The sequence below is a fragment of the Photobacterium profundum genome (assembly GCF_003026285.1).
GTDB lineage: Bacteria > Pseudomonadota > Gammaproteobacteria > Enterobacterales > Vibrionaceae > Photobacterium > Photobacterium profundum.
Map to the genome: position 1 here is coordinate 67836 of NZ_PYOD01000011.1, position 15703 is coordinate 83538.

The window sequence follows — 15703 nt, forward strand, 5'->3', positions numbered from 1 at the left end:
TCTAGTGAATAAAGCTGATGTTCTGTTTGCTTTTTAGGCAGTTAACACTTTATTTATAAAGGCTTATAAATAAAGTGTTTCTAATTCACAGTCATAAAAAAAGCGAGCTTATTTGCTCGCTTTTTATTAACTACCAATGACTAGGATTACTCGTCAAGGAAGCTACGTAGCACGTCTGAACGGCTTGGGTGACGAAGTTTACGTAATGCTTTGGCTTCGATTTGACGAATACGCTCACGCGTTACATCGAACTGCTTGCCCACTTCTTCAAGAGTGTGGTCAGTGTTCATATCGATACCGAAACGCATACGAAGTACTTTCGCTTCACGTGGCGTAAGGCCTGCTAGAACATCGTTAGTTGCCGCACGCAAGTTAGTTGCTGTTGCTGCATCCATTGGAAGCTGTAGCGTGTTATCTTCAATGAAGTCGCCTAGGTGTGAATCTTCATCATCACCAATCGGTGTTTCCATTGAGATTGGCTCTTTCGCAATCTTAAGCACTTTACGGATTTTGTCTTCAGGCATTTGCATGCGCTCAGCCAACTCCTCCGGAATAGGCTCACGACCCATTTCCTGTAGCATTTGACGAGAAATACGATTCAATTTGTTGATCGTCTCAATCATGTGCACTGGGATACGGATAGTACGTGCTTGGTCAGCAATCGAGCGAGTGATCGCCTGACGAATCCACCATGTTGCATAAGTCGAGAACTTATAACCACGACGGTATTCAAATTTATCAACGGCTTTCATCAGACCGATGTTACCTTCTTGGATTAGATCCAAGAATTGTAAACCACGGTTGGTGTACTTTTTCGCAATCGAAATAACCAAACGTAAGTTTGCTTCAACCATCTCTTTCTTTGCTCGGCGCGCTTTTGCTTCACCGATAGACATACGACGGCTGATGTCTTTTATACGCTCAATTGATAAGCCTGTTTCTTTTTCAAGAATACGCAATTTAAGCGATGAACGACGAAGATCTTCTTCATAGATCTTTAGACGCTCTGCGTATGGCTTGCCAGAGTTTAGTGCTTCATCAATCCAGTCTGGAGATGACTCATTACCAGCGAAGAATTTAATGAATGTCTTCTTTGGCATTTTGCTGTTATCAACACACATACGCATGATAAGACGCTCGTTCGTGCGTACTTTATCCATTGAATCGCGTAGTGAGCGAACAAGTTTATCAAACTGTTTTGGAATTAAACGGAATTGCTTAAAAATTTCAGAAAGCTCACCTACAGCGACTTCAGTCGTTGCATTGTGACGACCATGCGTATTGATGGCTAATGCCATTTTTTCGTACGAGTGGCGTAGCTCAAGGAACTTTTCACGAGCAAGTTCTGGATCAATACCAGTGTCTTCCTCTTCCTCGTCATCTTCGTCTGTTTCTAGATTTTTGTCTTCGTCTGCAAGATCTGTTTCACTTAGCTCTGAACCGATGTGAGTTGCTGTTGGTGCAGCAGTTTGCTCTTCATTCGGATCAATAAAGCCAGAGATGATGTCAGTAAGACGAAGCTCATCGGCTTCAACTTTATCAAACTGTTCAAGTAAGTAAGAGATGGCTGAAGGATATTCTGCTACTGAACACTGAACTTGGTTGATACCATCTTCAATGCGTTTTGCGATATCAATTTCGCCTTCACGAGTCAGTAGTTCTACTGTACCCATTTCACGCATGTACATACGTACGGGATCAGTAGTACGACCGATCTCGCTTTCTACGCTAGATAATGCCTGAGCCGCCGCTTCAATAGCGTCTTCATCTGTATTATCTTCTGTCATCATGATTTCATCGGCATCAGGTGCGGTTTCCACAACTTTGATGCCCATGTCATTGATCATTTGGATAATGTCTTCAACCTGATCGGAGTCTACGATATCTTCCGGTAGGTGATCATTTACTTCGGCGTAGGTCAGATAGCCTTGCTCTTTGCCTTTAGCGACAAGTAACTTTAGCTGAGACTGCGGATTTTGCTCCATAGACGGTATCCAACTTCGGGTCTGAGTGAGAATTTAGTATGCTGAAATGCAAACCATTAATTATAACAAATTTCTTAATTGTTGACTACATACTAGCCAGGACGGTTCAGTATAAGTAACTGTAACTCCTGCTTCTCTTCGACTGATAAGCCGACAGTGTTCGATTTAGCCTGCAACTTTTCTATTTGTTGTTTGACACATTGACCAATAATTCGGTCCATTGCGTCTAAAAATACATTTAGAGTCTGATCCTCGTCATCTGACAGAGGCAGTTCCCAAGCGGCCAAACGGGCCATCATGGCTTCTTGCTTATTACCACGCCAGTGCTCTAGTAGCTGACCAGTAGTGATATTGGGGTTAGTACGACATTTATCAACTATTGATAGCAATAAATTTAACCCTGGGACATCAATCCCTTCGAAATCCGTCATCTCAAACTCAAGACTATTGACGAAGTTCGGCTTTTGAATCAGCAAAGCGATGGCTTCACGCATAGGAGTGCGTTTAATTTCTGGCGCTGCAATTTTTTTAGTTTCAATACCTTGTTTAGATATTAGCTGCTGAAGTTGTGCTTCGTCAGGTAAGCCTAATTTTTTACCTAGCAGTTCACGTAAGTATAGCCGGAGTGTTCCGCCTGGTACTTTATCAATAAGGGGTACCGCCAAAATACTCAACTTGGCCATCCCTTCTTTGCTGCTTGTGTCAACCTGTCGCATCAAGGTGTTAAAGATAAATTCTGTTAATGGCATCGCCTGATTCGTACGTTCTTCAAAGGCATCTTTACCTTCTGCACGTATGCATGAGTCAGGGTCTTCTCCATCGGGTAAGAACATGAATTTCAACTGGCGGCCATCGGTCAGGAAGGGCAAGGCTTGTTCCATTGCTCGCCAAGCAGCTTCTCGACCTGCTCGGTCACCATCATAACAACATACAACTGTACTGGTTTGACGGAATAAGGTTTGAAGATGATCACTGGTTGTTGCTGTACCTAGTGAAGCAACGGCGTAATCAACACCAAACTGCGCAAGTGCGACAACATCCATATACCCTTCGACAACCAATAACTTTTCTGGCTCTCGATGTGCTTGTAGCACTTCATAGAGACCGTATAACTCACGACCTTTATGGAAAATTGGGGTTTCCGGTGAGTTGAGGTATTTAGGTGTACCATCACCTAATACTCGCCCACCAAAACCAATGACACGCCCACGGCGATCATGAATCGGAAACATCACTCGTCCACGGAAACGGTCGTAGCGTCTGCCACTGTCGTTTTCGATTAGCATTCCAGTGGTAACAAGTGCTTTTTGCGATTCAGGATCTCGGCCAAAACGGCTGCGAACCATATCCCATTGATCGGGGATATAACCTATCCCAAATTTTTGTACAACTTCACCAGATAATCCTCGATTTTTTAAATAATCGATCGCGGTTTTTCCATCAGGTGTACGTAATTGAGATTGATAAAATTGTGAAATTAGCCCCATTTGGTCATACAGGCTTCTTTTTTCTGCTGCTCGTGGGCCAGAAGGCTTACCGCCGTCTTCTCGCGGAACTTCAAGACCTAGCTGTGAGGAAAGCTCTTCAATGGCTTCGACAAATTCAAGTCGATCAAATTCCATGACGAAATCAAGAACATTACCGTGCACACCACAACCAAAACAATGATAGAACTGTTTTTCTTGGCTGACAGAAAAAGATGGGGTTTTCTCATTATGGAAAGGACAACAAGCACCGAAGTTTTTACCTTGTTTTTTTAGCTTCACCCGCGCATCAACTACATCAACGATGTCATGTCGTGTGATGAGATCATCGATAAATGAGCGAGGGATTTTTCCTGACATACAGTGAGAGATACCTGAAAGTAATTGAAGGAATAGGGTGTTTATTAGATTGAAAATGGTGAAGAAAAAATACAAACAAGCCGTGCGTTCCTAATGGATTGCACGGCTTGCTGGTAGAACTGGGTTAGTTTTAACCTAATTTAGCTTTCACTAATTGGCTAACTTTTCCCATGTCGGCACGACCCTGAATAAGCGGTTTCAATACACCCATGAGCTTACCCATGTCTTGCATGCTGACAGCACCAGTTGAAGCAACTGCTTCATCCAATAAAGCGACAACTTCGTCATCACTTAATGGTTGAGGCATAAATTCATCAAGTACTGCAATTTCAGCAAGTTCAACATCAGCAAGGTCTTGTCGATTTGCAGCTTCATATTGAGCTACAGAATCACGGCGTTGCTTAACCATTTTAACTAATACTGCTAGTACGTCTTCATCAGAAAGCGTAATTCTTTCATCAACTTCACGTTGTTTAATAGCAGCAAGAACTAAACGGATGGCACCAAGGCGAGGTTTATTTCTCGCCTTCATTGCCGCTTTTTGTTCGTCTTTAAGACGTTCAATCAGAGTCATTACGCGGTCCTTTCGTTATCTGTGAATTAGTACAGACGAACGCGACGCGCGTTTTCGCGAGCCAATTTCTTCAGGTGACGCTTAACTGCCGCTGCTTTAGCACGCTTACGTACAGTAGTTGGCTTTTCGAAGTGCTCGCGACGACGAACTTCAGAAAGGATACCTGCTTTTTCACAAGAGCGCTTAAAGCGACGTAGTGCTACGTCGAACGGTTCGTTTTCACGTACTTTGATTACTGGCATGTAATACTCACCTCAGAGTGATTCGGTTATACACTGACGATCAATATAGTCAGCTGAATTTAAAAATGGTGCGAAATTCTAATCTGATCTAGGGGTGTTTGTAAAGCATTCACCACCATGAACTGGTTAATTTCTGTCAAGGGCGGTAACATAAGCTTCAATTACTCCCCTTAATCCCAGTTTGAAGCGTTGTTTGCTCCAAAAGACAGCGTAATTTATCAGATTGGTACCCTAATAGTATAGAGGTTGTTATGCGTATATTGGGCATCGAAACGTCTTGTGATGAAACTGGCGTTGCGATTTTCGATGATGAGCAAGGTTTGCTGTCACATGAGCTTTACAGTCAGGTGAAATTGCATGCTGATTATGGTGGTGTTGTACCCGAATTAGCTTCTCGTGATCATGTTAAAAAAACCATTCCGTTAATCAAAGAAGCATTGAAAAAAGCGGGGTTAACACCTGCAGACCTTGATGGTGTTGCTTATACTGCTGGCCCAGGTTTGGTTGGGGCATTATTAGTGGGGGCAACTATTGGTCGTAGCCTTGCATATTCGTGGGGTTTGCCCGCTGTGGCTGTACACCATATGGAAGGGCATTTACTGGCGCCAATGCTAGAAGATAACGCTCCTGATTTCCCATTTGTGGCACTGCTGGTTTCTGGCGGTCATACCATGATGGTTGAAGTTCAAGGTATTGGCGAATATCAAATTTTAGGTGAGTCTGTTGATGATGCAGCAGGTGAAGCTTTTGATAAAACAGCCAAGCTTATGGGGTTAGATTACCCAGGTGGTCCGTTGTTATCAAAGTTGGCTGAAAAGGGCACGAAAGGGCGTTTTAAATTTCCTCGTCCTATGACAGATCGACCTGGTTTAGACTTCAGTTTTTCGGGCCTAAAAACGTTTGCTGCCAATACAATTCGAGCCAACGATGATGATGAACAAACGCGTGCTGATATTGCATTTGCTTTCCAAGAAGCGGTGGTTGATACATTGGCGATTAAGTGTAAACGCGCACTTAAAGAAACGGGTTTGAAACGCTTGGTTATTGCTGGAGGGGTAAGTGCTAATTCTTACTTACGTCAAGAGTTAGGTTCATTGATGGCAAAACTGAATGGTGAGGTTTTTTATCCTCGCACCGAGTTTTGTACAGATAACGGTGCAATGATCGCGTATGCAGGAATGCAGCGATTGAAAAATCAAGAATTGATGGACTTGAGTGTAAAAGCGTATCCACGCTGGCCGATCGATCAGTTGAAACCGTTGAAAAAATAAATATTAAAGTGGTTGTTAATTGAACGCTACTTGATGTTTTAATACGCTAATTTAATAATAGGCAAGCCGTATAAATCATTCTATTTAAGTTTGGTTTTACGGCTTATTTTTTGCCAGATTTTTGTTTCTTTACCATCGAATAATCGACGAAGATTGTCATGATGGCGTAATACGATAAGGCAAGAAAGCATCGAAACTGCCATTGTATATTCAGGTTTAACGAACCATGTCAGCATTGGGGCTACAAGTGCTGTAATCAGTGAACCTAGCGATGAATAGCCAGTAATAAATACAGTTAGCAACCATGTGCCAATGAGCATTCCACTTAGATCCCAGCCAATCGGAGCCAGTGCCCCGAGTGCTGTCGCGACACCTTTACCACCTCTAAAATGGAAAAAGATCGGATATATATGCCCAAGGCAGGCTGCAATGCCAATAATGCCTAATAAAAAGGGATTAATATCGAGGAAGTAACTTAGCCAAACGGGCAACATACCTTTTAGAACATCGCATACCAATACCATGCTCGCAGCACTTTTACCGCCTAAACGTAAAACATTGGTGGCACCAGGATTACCAGAACCTGAATCTCGGGGATCGGGCAAGCGATAAAGCCGGCTAATTAAAACCGCACTTGAGATAGAACCTAATAGGTAGGCCCCTATGATGATCAGAAGAACTAATGGTGTCATGTAAAATTCCAGCTCGGTCGCGATAATGTCACTGTTGTATCATTCCGGCTTATCTGATGATAATCACCTAGTTTCATTCCAGAAATTCATGCGTGTGGTATAATGCCGCTTCAGGTTGCCATGCAATATGATGACCTGATGAATGAATGTCATGATTTTTGACGATTACGACCTGATAATACGCGCTTTTGCTCAAATTAGGTATCCGACCTCTAACAAAATTAGCGATTGAAAATGGATTTAGTATTTATCGAACATCTTGAGGTTATTGCCACAATAGGGGCGTATGACTGGGAACAAGAAATTAAGCAAAAACTCGTTATCGATTTGGAAATGGCTCACGATAATCGACCAGCAGCAAGCAGTGATGATGTGATACATGCTCTTGATTATGCGACTGTGAGTAATGCTGTGACTTCACATGTACAAAACAATGATTTTTTATTGGTTGAACGTGTGGCTGAAGAAGTCGCTTCATTGATCATGGAGAAATTCTCGGTGCCTTGGTTGAAAGTGCGTGTAACCAAGCCTGGTGCTGTGGTTAATGCTCGAGGTGTTGGGGTTCAGATTGAAAGAGGCTCGAAGTGAGCACCGTTTATATCAGCCTAGGATCTAATATTCAGCGTGAATACCATATTCACGCTGCAATTTTTGAGCTTAAAAAAATCAGTTCCGCATGTCGAATATCGCGTTTATTTGAAGCAGAACCTGTAGGGTTTAGTGGGCCTAATTTTTTTAATTGTGTTGTTGAAATAGAAACGTCGCTTTCGTTTGATACGCTGCAACAAATGTTGAAAGAACTGGAATTGCAATATGGACGATCGCCCAATGCACAAAAAAATCAGAGCCGCACGTTGGATCTAGATATTTTGTTATTTGGTGATGTATGCCGAGATTCTGCGCCCGTTTTACCTCGTTCTGATATTTATAAATTTGCTTTTGTATTATGGCCACTAACAGAACTTTGTCCTGATCGTGTTATCCCTGGTGATGACCGTACTGTTGCCCAACTATGGCAGTCATTTGAGCATTCACAGGCATTGTGGCCTGTTGAAATAGCCGTAACCGTTTAAAAAGGATATTGAACTCCATGAGTCATTTTGAAGCCTTTATGTTAGCGCTTATTCAAGGGTTAACTGAATTCCTTCCTGTCTCGAGCTCTGCACACTTAATTCTACCGTCAGAAATTTTAGGCTGGCCTGATCAAGGGCTTGCTTTTGATGTTGCAGTACACGTTGGTACGCTAGCTGCCGTTATTCTTTATTTCCGTAAAGAAGTGGTGACATTACTTTCTGCGTGGATTGCCTCTATTTTTAAAGGCAAGCATACAGCGGAGTCTAAACTGACATGGATGATTGCATTAGCCACAATACCTGCCTGTATTTTTGGTTTGTTCATGAAAGACTTTATTGAACTGTATTTGCGTTCAGCATGGGTAATTGCAACCACAACAATCATTTTTGCCATATTACTATGGTGGGTAGATAAGCATTCAGAGCATAAATTTGATGAGTATCAAACGGGTTGGAAACGTGCGTTATTTATTGGTTTAGCACAGGCCGCGGCGATTATTCCGGGTACATCTCGCTCGGGTGCGACAATGACAGCGGCGTTGTATTTAGGTTTTACCCGTGAAGCGGCTGCGCGTTTTTCATTTTTAATGTCGATACCGATTATTGTGTTAGCGGGCAGTTACCTTGGTTTGAAACTGGTGACAAGCGGTGAACCAATTGATTTCAGCGCATTAAGTATTGGGATTGCAGTGTCATTTATCAGTGCTTATGCGTGTATTCATGCATTTCTAAAGCTGGTAACACGCGTAGGTATGATGCCTTTCGTGATTTATCGCTTAGTGCTGGGTTTCGGTCTTATTGCTTTCTTACTTAGTAAATAAAGAGTACTTAGTAAGTAAATAGTACGTCGCACCTAGCATTTGAGTACTGATATAAAAAAGCCCTGTAACCGTGTCTATTATAAATAGGCTCGGTTACAGGGTTTTATTTTTTTGAAAATTTTCTATTGCTTAAGCTTTAGATTGTAAAGGCTTTATGGCTAGCTCTACTGCCGCGGTACGCTGAATTGCTAATTGTTCCTTGATGTCTTTCCCTTTGAAGCCTGCTGCAACAATCGGCTTTACGTCAACCTGTTGGGCTGCATCGAAAGCGGTGAGTAAAATATCAGCTTGTAAGTAGGCATCGCTTTCATGCCCTGTACGGCCGCGGGCATCTGCGCGGCAGCAAAGTGCAAGCTGGGTAACGCGCTCGGGTTTTCGCCAGCTATCAATTTGATCCAGAATATTGATAAATGTCGCAGGTCGCATTTCATTGGCATGATGAATTTTGGTGTGTTGAGCACATACCATTAAGGCTGTATCACGGTAATCATTGGGTACGCGTAAACGCTGGCATAGGGCTTTGATGGGTTTTAGCCCGTCTTTACAATGCATTTTGTGGCTAGGTAGATCGTCTTTAGGTGAAAGGGCTTTACCGAGATCATGTATTTGAGCTGCAAAACGAATCACTTTATTGGGTGATAACTCTGCGGCTTGTTTCGCCACCATTAAAGTATGAATACCGCAATCAATCTCGGGATGCCATTGTGCTGGCTGTGGAACACCAAATAATGCATCGATTTCTGGCATTACCACCTTTAACGCGCCACATTGACGTAATACGGTAAGAAAGACCTCTGGGTTTTCCGTCGATAATGACTTCTCCCATTCTTTCCATACGCGCTCAGGGGTTAATGCTTCGAGCTCCCCCGCAACAACCATTTCTTGCATGAGGGCGATAGTTTCAGGAGCAATCGTGAAGCCTAAATGCGCAAAGCGAGCAGAGAAACGTGCCACACGAAGCACGCGTAATGGATCTTCAACAAAAGCTGGAGAAACATGGCGTAATATCTTGTTATCAAGATCCTGCTGACCGTTATAGGGATCAATTAAACGACCATCATTTTTTTGTGCAATCGCATTAATGGTGAGATCGCGGCGCATTAGATCTTGCTCTAAGGTCACGTCAGGAGCGGAATAACAAATGAAGCCAGTATAGCCTTTGCCGGATTTACGCTCGGTGCGTGCGAGGGCATATTCTTGTTTCGTTTTGGGGTGTAAGAATACTGGAAAGTCGCTACCCACTTGCTCATAACCTTGATCAAGCATTTGTTCTGGTGTTGCCCCTACGACCATCCAGTCTTTATCGACGACTTTTAACCCTAACAGTGCGTCACGTACTGCACCACCGACAAGATATGTCTGCAAAATTTACTCCTATATTCCCGCTGTTTATTTAGCAAAGATGTATCATAAGTCTAATTATTGCTTGAAGTTCAGACCTTTTGCTTCCTTGGTAGTGTCATTGAATCCTTAAGGTATACAATAGTATCTATCAAAGGTACTTTTGCTTTATTAGAACACAGCAATAACTATTTGAATATTAACGATCCATTCACGTTCTACACATTGATATAACGCATCTACAGAAGGCATTATTAGAATTAACGCCTTTCTAGCGGCGTTATCGAACTTATAAAAGAGAACCGTGTCGGATTATGAACTAAGTCTATTTAGGTGCAGAGTATAAATCATGTACAAGGATTTTTTCGGGATAACTGAAACGCCATTTTCGATTGTTCCAAGTGCTCGCTTTCTTTATTTAAGCGAGCGACACAGGGAAGCTCTCACTCATATGCTGGCAGGGCTGTCTGATGGTGGCGGTTTTGCGCTATTAACGGGCGAAGTGGGAACAGGGAAAACAACGGTATTACGTGCATTAATCTCTCGCTTAACCCAAGAAACACAAGTGGCGGTTATTCTTAACCCTGCTTTGTCGGCTCATGACTTGTTAGCTGCTATTTGTGATGAGCTCGGGTTGAGTTATGTGGACAATGCGAGCTTTAAAGTCTTAACAGACACTATCTATCAACATTTATTGAAGAATCACAGTGAAGGAAAGCAAACTTTACTGTTAGTTGATGAAGCTCAGCATTTAATGTCTGATGTGCTGGAGCAACTACGGTTATTGACTAATTTAGAAACGGATAGCCGTAAGTTGCTGAAAGTAGTATTGATCGGGCAGCCTGAATTGCAATATTTGTTACAACAAGACAACCTTCGTCAATTGGCTCAACGTATAACCTCTCGCTATCACTTACTTCCATTAACCGCTGATGAAGTCAGTGAATATGTGAATTACCGTTTACGTGCGGTAAATTGTCTCTACCCTGTATTTGACGCTTCCGTTGTTCGTCAGCTTGCAAAAGCAACGGGCGGGGTTCCACGATTGATTAACCTTGTCTGTGATAAGGCGATGCTGCGAGCGTGTCAACATTCACGTCACCAAGTTACCAAAGTGATGATGACTCAGGCATGTGATGATGTGCTTAGTTGGCAATTACCTGCTACCCAAGCGAATCGTCATTCCTCAGCCACAATACCAACAGGATTCATTCGATGGGGAACGACAGCGCTGGTAGCTGTTCTACTCGCTGGTGGTGGCTGGTATTGGAGCAGTCAGCAGGAAGACGGTTCTATCGCGACAGCGACTGTAACAACAGTCCCCGCTTCTACCGTTCAAGTGAGCGAACCCGCTCCTGTTCGTGCTGAATCTGTTGAAGAGATTGAGATTGTTAAAGTGGCGACACCGGTAGAACGTCTTCAAGCGGCGATAACGCAAAGTCGACATGAACGACAAGCCATGCAATCGCTTTATCAATTGTGGGGGTTTGACACCGCGCTTAACCAAGCGAATTGTACGACGAGCCAACGAATTCAATTGACTTGCCATCAAGGTAATACTGATCTAAATCGATTAGGTTTAATCAATCGCCCAGCGATGGTGACTTTACAAGATAACCAACAAAAAACGTTTTATGCTGTTGTTTATGCCGTTACAGCAAAGCGCATTGAGTTATTATTTGGTGGAGAACGGATTGCAGTTAAACCCGAGTGGTTTGAGCAACACTGGCAGGGTGAATATACCTTATTGTGGCGTCCTCCTCATGGCAGTAAAACAACCATTCGTTATGGTCAGCAAGGGCCACGTGTTGCATGGCTTAGTCAGCAACTCAATTCCTTTTTAGGAGAAACTCAAACTCATTCTGATTATTTTGGTCAATCGGTATTAGATAAATTGCGTCGTTTTCAGCGATCGCAAGATTTAGCTGCAGATGGTATAGCGGGTCCTTTGACGCTAATGGTACTTGATTCTGCGTTGAATCTGCCTGGCCCGACATTGCAACCGGAGAGAAGCTAATGTCCAATTTGTTGAACGCGATAGAGCAGTCAGAGCAAGGACACTCAGCACAACAATCTCAGCCTGTTACTCATCAAGTGCCTCATGGCAATGCGGTGGTACATTCATTAAAACAAGATAAACTGACACCGAAAGTACCCAGTTGGTTACTGCCGTTGGTGATAGCTATTCTACCGGCCGTATTGATCGTCGGTTATAAGATACAAATGTCTTCTGAAACCGAGCTTACGGCACAACCGCTTGCACCACTGACTCAGCCTCAGGAAGTGCGCGTTATTGCCCCTGAGCGTGCGATACAGAGCGTAGCGGCGATTAAACCGGTAAAGGTTAAGCCGGCAAGGGTAAGCAGCGCAGACGGTCAATTTGTGTTTTTAGCCTATCCAGAGTTAGTGACAGAGCCATTACCTTTAGGTGATAGCCAATATTTAGCTCAACCAGCCTATGCTGAGATTCAGACCGACACTCGACCAGCAAGCGTTCCTGTATCTCGACAGGAGGCTGAACGTTATACCAATGAAAGTGCAAGTCGTGATCGTTCAGCATTAGCTGAGACTGATCTTTTACAATTGGATAACCTTGATTTGTCTGGTCTATCACCACAGCTTGCTCAGCAGTTGAAGTCGGCTATTGCAGCAACAGATGAGATGCCGTATTACGATAGCGAACCTACAGAAAGACGAGCAGTGCCGCAAACTAACCCTGAACCAGCCATTGTGCCTCTTGGTCAATTGCCTGTTGCCGTTCAGGAGCGCTTACCGTCACTGAATTTTGAGCAGCATATTTACTCATCAACGCCAGAAAGCCGTTGGGTGAAAGTGAATGGTCGAGAGGTGTTTGAAGGTGACGAGATCGCTGATGGTGTGAAAATCTACCGAATTGATCCACGGCAAGTTGTGTTGGCATTTGATGGTTATTTAGTTTCGATGCCAGCGCTTTCTGAGTGGTAAGTGTTTTGAGGTAGTTTGGGTATACCGTTAATAGATAAAAAAAATGGCAGCCCATAGGCTGCCATTTTTATAAGGAAATCTATTATTATGCCCAGCCGTTATTACGCTTACGGCGACGTGGAATAATATGTGGAAGTACTAGACCAAGTAGCAAGCCAAAACCAGCCACCATACTGCCATACGTAAACCACTTCATGAGTAGGTCATCTTTCTGAGTGTCAATCTTCGCACGTAACTCACGAATTTCGGCTTGAGATGCCGTTAATTGATCATTCATTTTAATGCTTTTCTCTTCCATTTCACTGATTTGAGTATTGCGTAGCGCCAGTGAATTTTTCAAACCTGCATTTTGCTCATCGCTTGATTTTGTCGCTTCAGCAAGCGCTGCTTTTACTTCTGTTAATTCACTTTCAAGCGCAGGTACACGAGCTTGTAAGCCAACTTGACGAGAAACGAAGTCTGAGTTTACCCAACCGGAGCGTCCACGGTCATCGGTAACGCGGCTAAAGCCCGTTTCTTTGTTGGTTTCCAGTAATGCTACTTTGGTACCCGCATTCACACTACCGATAATACGGAATTGAGTGCTTGGACCTTTGTGCATGTAAGTGAATAAGTTGTCCGAAATATAACGAACTTGCTCAGCTTGCACAGGAGCTGTAACAACAGCGCAAGCTAATAATAAAATGCTAATTAGATGCTTCACAATTTGATCCTTGAGGAGCCGTATTCTTTAAGAGCACAGATACTAAAAACTTTGTGCCTTAGGTGCAAGAAAAGAGGGAGGCAAAGCCTCCCTCTTTTGAACCTGAGTCACGATTAACCAAAAATAGCTTGCATGATGTAGAAGAAAACAACAGCAAGTAGGGCGCCAGCAGGTAACGTTATAACCCAAGACGCGACGATATTACGCACGACACCTAAGTTCAACGCACCAATACCACGGGCGAAAGCAACACCAATTACACCACCAACTAACGTTTGTGTTGTAGAGATTGGTAAGCCTGTACCAGATGCTAATACCACGGTTGATGCTGTTGCTAACTGAGCAGCAAAGCCTCGACTTGGTGTTAGTTCTGTAATACCAGTACCAACGGTGGCCATTACTTTGTGTCCCATTGTTGCTAGACCAATAACAATACCGATACCACCTAATGGTAGAATCCACCATGCTATTGTTGTTTTCTCTGCAATTTGTCCCATATTCTGAACGGTTGATACAACCGCAGATAGAGGACCAATCGCATTAGCTACATCATTGGAACCATGAGCAAATGCCATCGCACACGCTGTAACAACCATTAATAGGCTGAATACGCGTTCTACGCCAGCATAGCCATTGCTATCAACTGAGCTACCATCGTCAGTGTATTTTTTACTGATATAGATATAACCAAAAATCATAATCAGAGTAGATACAGCAGCCGATGCCGCCCAAGCTTCACCACTTGATAGATGTAATCCAACGTGTTTTAGCCCTTTTGTAATTGTTACCAACGCAATGACCATCGCAGTGATAAACATATAAACAGGGACAAAACGCTTGGCATTTATCAAGGGGTTATCAGTATCGAAAATGAGGCGCTGAGCACTGATAAAGATCAGGTAAGCAAAGAGACCTGAAATTAAAGGAGTAATAAGCCAGCTACCGACAATGCCCTGAACCGAGTGCCAATCCACAGCTTCAGTACCAACCGAAATACACGCAAAACCAATGATAGCACCGATGATTGAGTGTGTTGTTGATACAGGCCAGCCCATATAAGAAGCTAGCAGTAGCCATGTTCCAGCAGCAAGAAGAGCTGACATCATACCGTAAACCAAAACTTCTGGTTGATCAGTATAAAACGACATGTCGATAACACCCTTACGGATAGTATCTGTTACTTCACCACCCGCAAGGTAAGCACCTGCGAATTCAAAAATCATCGCAATGATGATTGCTTGTTTAACGGTAAGTGCCTTTGAACCTACTGAAGTACCCATAGCATTGGCAACATCATTTGCACCAATACCAATCGCCATCAAAAGACCGAAGATAGCCGCCACCAAAATAAGAATGGTGCCGTAGTTAGCCAGGATTTCCATTGTAAAACCTTGTTATTTTAAATTCTCGTGCTTAAGAGCGCGACAGCATGATTTCTAATCGCGAGCCGACACGTTGTGCCTGATCAGCGATACCGCCAACCCACTCGAGAATTTTATAAAGGAACATTACATCTACCGGGTTATATTGGTCTTCGATAGACATAAGCTGTTGGCGCAAGATAATCTGCATGGTGTCAGTGTCATCTTCGATGACGTCAAGCTGATTAATCATTTCGGCAACAAGCGTTACTTCTCTGCCTTTGAAGCCTGTTTCTAGCAGTTCATCCAATTCATTGATCACTCGACGAGCTTGGTCAGCTGAGTCAAGGCAGCGTTGGACGTATGCGACGAAATCAGGATACATAACGGCAGGGATTTGTAGCTTACGACCTAGGACTCGACCTGCGATGTCTTTTGATAGATTGGCTAGTTTATCCTGTTGAGTAAGAAGTCCTAACATGTCAGTACGGTCGACTGGCATGAAAAGGCCACGAGGAAGCTTTAGACGGATCTCACGCTTCAATACATCCGCATCTTTTTCAAGTTGCGAAATCTGTTCACGTAAGTGAGACGCTTTGTCCCAGTCTCCAGCATTACATGCTTCAAAGAATGGTATAAGCAAATCGCAACATTCATTTACGCGAGTAACGTGACGTTGCAGTGGTTTCATTGGGGATTTAGCAAAGAGCCCCATAATTGTATTTACTGGCATAGCCGATCAACCTGAGAGAGTGCCTTAAATGGCGAATTCTTGAGCGATGGTCATTGAGGCGCGCATGTTAACGTATAACTAAGTATAGGGGAACCACTT

General features: G+C 43.3%; 15 protein-coding genes. 6 read left to right on the forward strand and 9 right to left on the reverse strand.

Annotated features, from left to right (window positions below):
- Positions 1 to 146: 146 nt before the first annotated feature.
- The 4 genes from rpoD to rpsU form a co-directional block, all read right to left on the reverse strand.
- Complete coding sequence (gene rpoD / locus C9J48_RS20160) at positions 147 to 1985, reverse strand: RNA polymerase sigma factor RpoD (RefSeq protein WP_006228355.1); 1839 nt, start codon at positions 1983 to 1985, stop codon at positions 147 to 149.
- Between the two features lie 92 nt (positions 1986 to 2077).
- Positions 2078 to 3829 (reverse strand): DNA primase, encoded by a 1752-nt coding sequence (gene dnaG / locus C9J48_RS20165; RefSeq protein WP_107281227.1) that lies wholly within the window; start codon positions 3827 to 3829, stop codon positions 2078 to 2080.
- Positions 3830 to 3959: 130 nt separating this feature from the next.
- Positions 3960 to 4403 carry a GatB/YqeY domain-containing protein gene (locus C9J48_RS20170; protein ID WP_006228353.1) on the reverse strand — a complete coding sequence of 148 codons (444 nt, stop codon included), beginning with the start codon at positions 4401 to 4403 and terminating at the stop codon, positions 3960 to 3962.
- Positions 4404 to 4429: 26 nt separating this feature from the next.
- Positions 4430 to 4645: a 30S ribosomal protein S21 gene (gene rpsU, locus C9J48_RS20175; RefSeq protein ID WP_005301411.1), complete on the reverse strand. Its 216-nt coding sequence runs from the start codon at positions 4643 to 4645 to the stop codon at positions 4430 to 4432.
- Between the two features lie 251 nt (positions 4646 to 4896).
- Between rpsU and tsaD the strand changes: the two genes are divergently transcribed.
- A complete protein-coding gene (gene tsaD, locus C9J48_RS20180; protein ID WP_006228352.1) occupies positions 4897 to 5916 on the forward strand; it encodes a tRNA (adenosine(37)-N6)-threonylcarbamoyltransferase complex transferase subunit TsaD in 1020 nt (339 codons plus the stop codon).
- 80 nt (positions 5917 to 5996) lie between these two features.
- Here tsaD and plsY read toward each other — a convergent pair whose 3' ends face one another.
- The gene (plsY, locus tag C9J48_RS20185) at positions 5997 to 6608 is read right to left on the reverse strand and encodes a glycerol-3-phosphate 1-O-acyltransferase PlsY (RefSeq protein ID WP_006228351.1); all 612 of its coding nucleotides are present in this window, start codon (positions 6606 to 6608) and stop codon (positions 5997 to 5999) included.
- A 234-nt stretch (positions 6609 to 6842) separates the two neighbouring features.
- Between plsY and folB the strand changes: the two genes are divergently transcribed.
- From folB to C9J48_RS20200, 3 genes are read left to right on the forward strand one after another with little or no spacing between them, the layout of a single operon-like run.
- Positions 6843 to 7196 carry a dihydroneopterin aldolase gene (folB, locus tag C9J48_RS20190; protein WP_006228350.1) on the forward strand — a complete coding sequence of 118 codons (354 nt, stop codon included), beginning with the start codon at positions 6843 to 6845 and terminating at the stop codon, positions 7194 to 7196.
- Entirely contained in the window at positions 7193 to 7681 is a 489-nt protein-coding gene (gene folK, locus C9J48_RS20195; protein WP_006228349.1) for a 2-amino-4-hydroxy-6-hydroxymethyldihydropteridine diphosphokinase, read from the forward strand. The genes folB and folK overlap by 4 nt, the downstream gene beginning before the upstream one ends.
- Positions 7682 to 7698: 17 nt before the next feature.
- Positions 7699 to 8502, forward strand: coding sequence for an undecaprenyl-diphosphate phosphatase (locus C9J48_RS20200; RefSeq protein WP_006228348.1), 804 nt, complete (start codon positions 7699 to 7701; stop codon positions 8500 to 8502).
- 129 nt (positions 8503 to 8631) lie between these two features.
- Here the strand turns inward: C9J48_RS20200 and C9J48_RS20205 are convergent, their stop codons facing one another.
- The gene (locus C9J48_RS20205) at positions 8632 to 9867 is read right to left on the reverse strand and encodes a multifunctional CCA addition/repair protein (protein ID WP_006228347.1); all 1236 of its coding nucleotides are present in this window, start codon (positions 9865 to 9867) and stop codon (positions 8632 to 8634) included.
- A gap of 325 nt (positions 9868 to 10192) precedes the next feature.
- Here C9J48_RS20205 and C9J48_RS20210 point away from each other — a divergent pair, with 325 nt between their 5' ends.
- Together C9J48_RS20210 and C9J48_RS20215 are read left to right on the forward strand one after the other, a co-directional pair.
- Positions 10193 to 11860 carry an ExeA family protein gene (locus C9J48_RS20210; protein WP_036802300.1) on the forward strand — a complete coding sequence of 556 codons (1668 nt, stop codon included), beginning with the start codon at positions 10193 to 10195 and terminating at the stop codon, positions 11858 to 11860.
- Positions 11860 to 12807, forward strand: coding sequence for a general secretion pathway protein GspB (locus tag C9J48_RS20215; RefSeq protein ID WP_006228345.1), 948 nt, complete (start codon positions 11860 to 11862; stop codon positions 12805 to 12807). Before C9J48_RS20210 ends, C9J48_RS20215 begins: the two co-directional genes overlap by 1 nt.
- Before the next feature lie 85 nt (positions 12808 to 12892).
- On the opposite strand, the gene C9J48_RS20220 is transcribed toward C9J48_RS20215, so the two are convergent.
- The 3 genes from C9J48_RS20220 to C9J48_RS20230 all read right to left on the reverse strand — a co-directional run bounded on the left by C9J48_RS20220 (position 12893) and on the right by C9J48_RS20230 (position 15604).
- The gene (locus tag C9J48_RS20220; protein ID WP_006228344.1) at positions 12893 to 13510 is read right to left on the reverse strand and encodes a TIGR04211 family SH3 domain-containing protein; all 618 of its coding nucleotides are present in this window, start codon (positions 13508 to 13510) and stop codon (positions 12893 to 12895) included.
- 113 nt (positions 13511 to 13623) lie between these two features.
- Entirely contained in the window at positions 13624 to 14892 is a 1269-nt protein-coding gene (locus C9J48_RS20225) for an inorganic phosphate transporter (RefSeq protein WP_006228343.1), read from the reverse strand.
- Positions 14893 to 14923: 31 nt separating this feature from the next.
- On the reverse strand, positions 14924 to 15604 hold the full coding sequence (locus tag C9J48_RS20230) for a TIGR00153 family protein (protein WP_006228342.1): 681 nt from the start codon (positions 15602 to 15604) through the stop codon (positions 14924 to 14926).
- Positions 15605 to 15703 lie beyond the last annotated feature (99 nt).

Excerpts from the sequence above, each read along its gene's own strand:
- rpoD (WP_006228355.1), bottom strand. The coding sequence starts at position 1,985 with ATGGAGCAAAATCCGCAGTCTCAGCTAAAGTTACTTGTCGCTAAAGGC.
- dnaG (WP_107281227.1), bottom strand. The coding sequence starts at position 3,829 with ATGTCAGGAAAAATCCCTCGCTCATTTATCGATGATCTCATCACACGA.
- C9J48_RS20170 (WP_006228353.1), bottom strand. The coding sequence starts at position 4,403 with ATGACTCTGATTGAACGTCTTAAAGACGAACAAAAAGCGGCAATGAAG.
- rpsU (WP_005301411.1), bottom strand. The coding sequence starts at position 4,645 with ATGCCAGTAATCAAAGTACGTGAAAACGAACCGTTCGACGTAGCACTA.
- tsaD (WP_006228352.1), top strand. The coding sequence starts at position 4,897 with ATGCGTATATTGGGCATCGAAACGTCTTGTGATGAAACTGGCGTTGCG.
- plsY (WP_006228351.1), bottom strand. The coding sequence starts at position 6,608 with ATGACACCATTAGTTCTTCTGATCATCATAGGGGCCTACCTATTAGGT.
- folB (WP_006228350.1), top strand. The coding sequence starts at position 6,843 with ATGGATTTAGTATTTATCGAACATCTTGAGGTTATTGCCACAATAGGG.
- C9J48_RS20200 (WP_006228348.1), top strand. The coding sequence starts at position 7,699 with ATGAGTCATTTTGAAGCCTTTATGTTAGCGCTTATTCAAGGGTTAACT.
- C9J48_RS20210 (WP_036802300.1), top strand. The coding sequence starts at position 10,193 with ATGTACAAGGATTTTTTCGGGATAACTGAAACGCCATTTTCGATTGTT.
- C9J48_RS20215 (WP_006228345.1), top strand. The coding sequence starts at position 11,860 with ATGTCCAATTTGTTGAACGCGATAGAGCAGTCAGAGCAAGGACACTCA.
- C9J48_RS20225 (WP_006228343.1), bottom strand. The coding sequence starts at position 14,892 with ATGGAAATCCTGGCTAACTACGGCACCATTCTTATTTTGGTGGCGGCT.
- C9J48_RS20230 (WP_006228342.1), bottom strand. The coding sequence starts at position 15,604 with ATGCCAGTAAATACAATTATGGGGCTCTTTGCTAAATCCCCAATGAAA.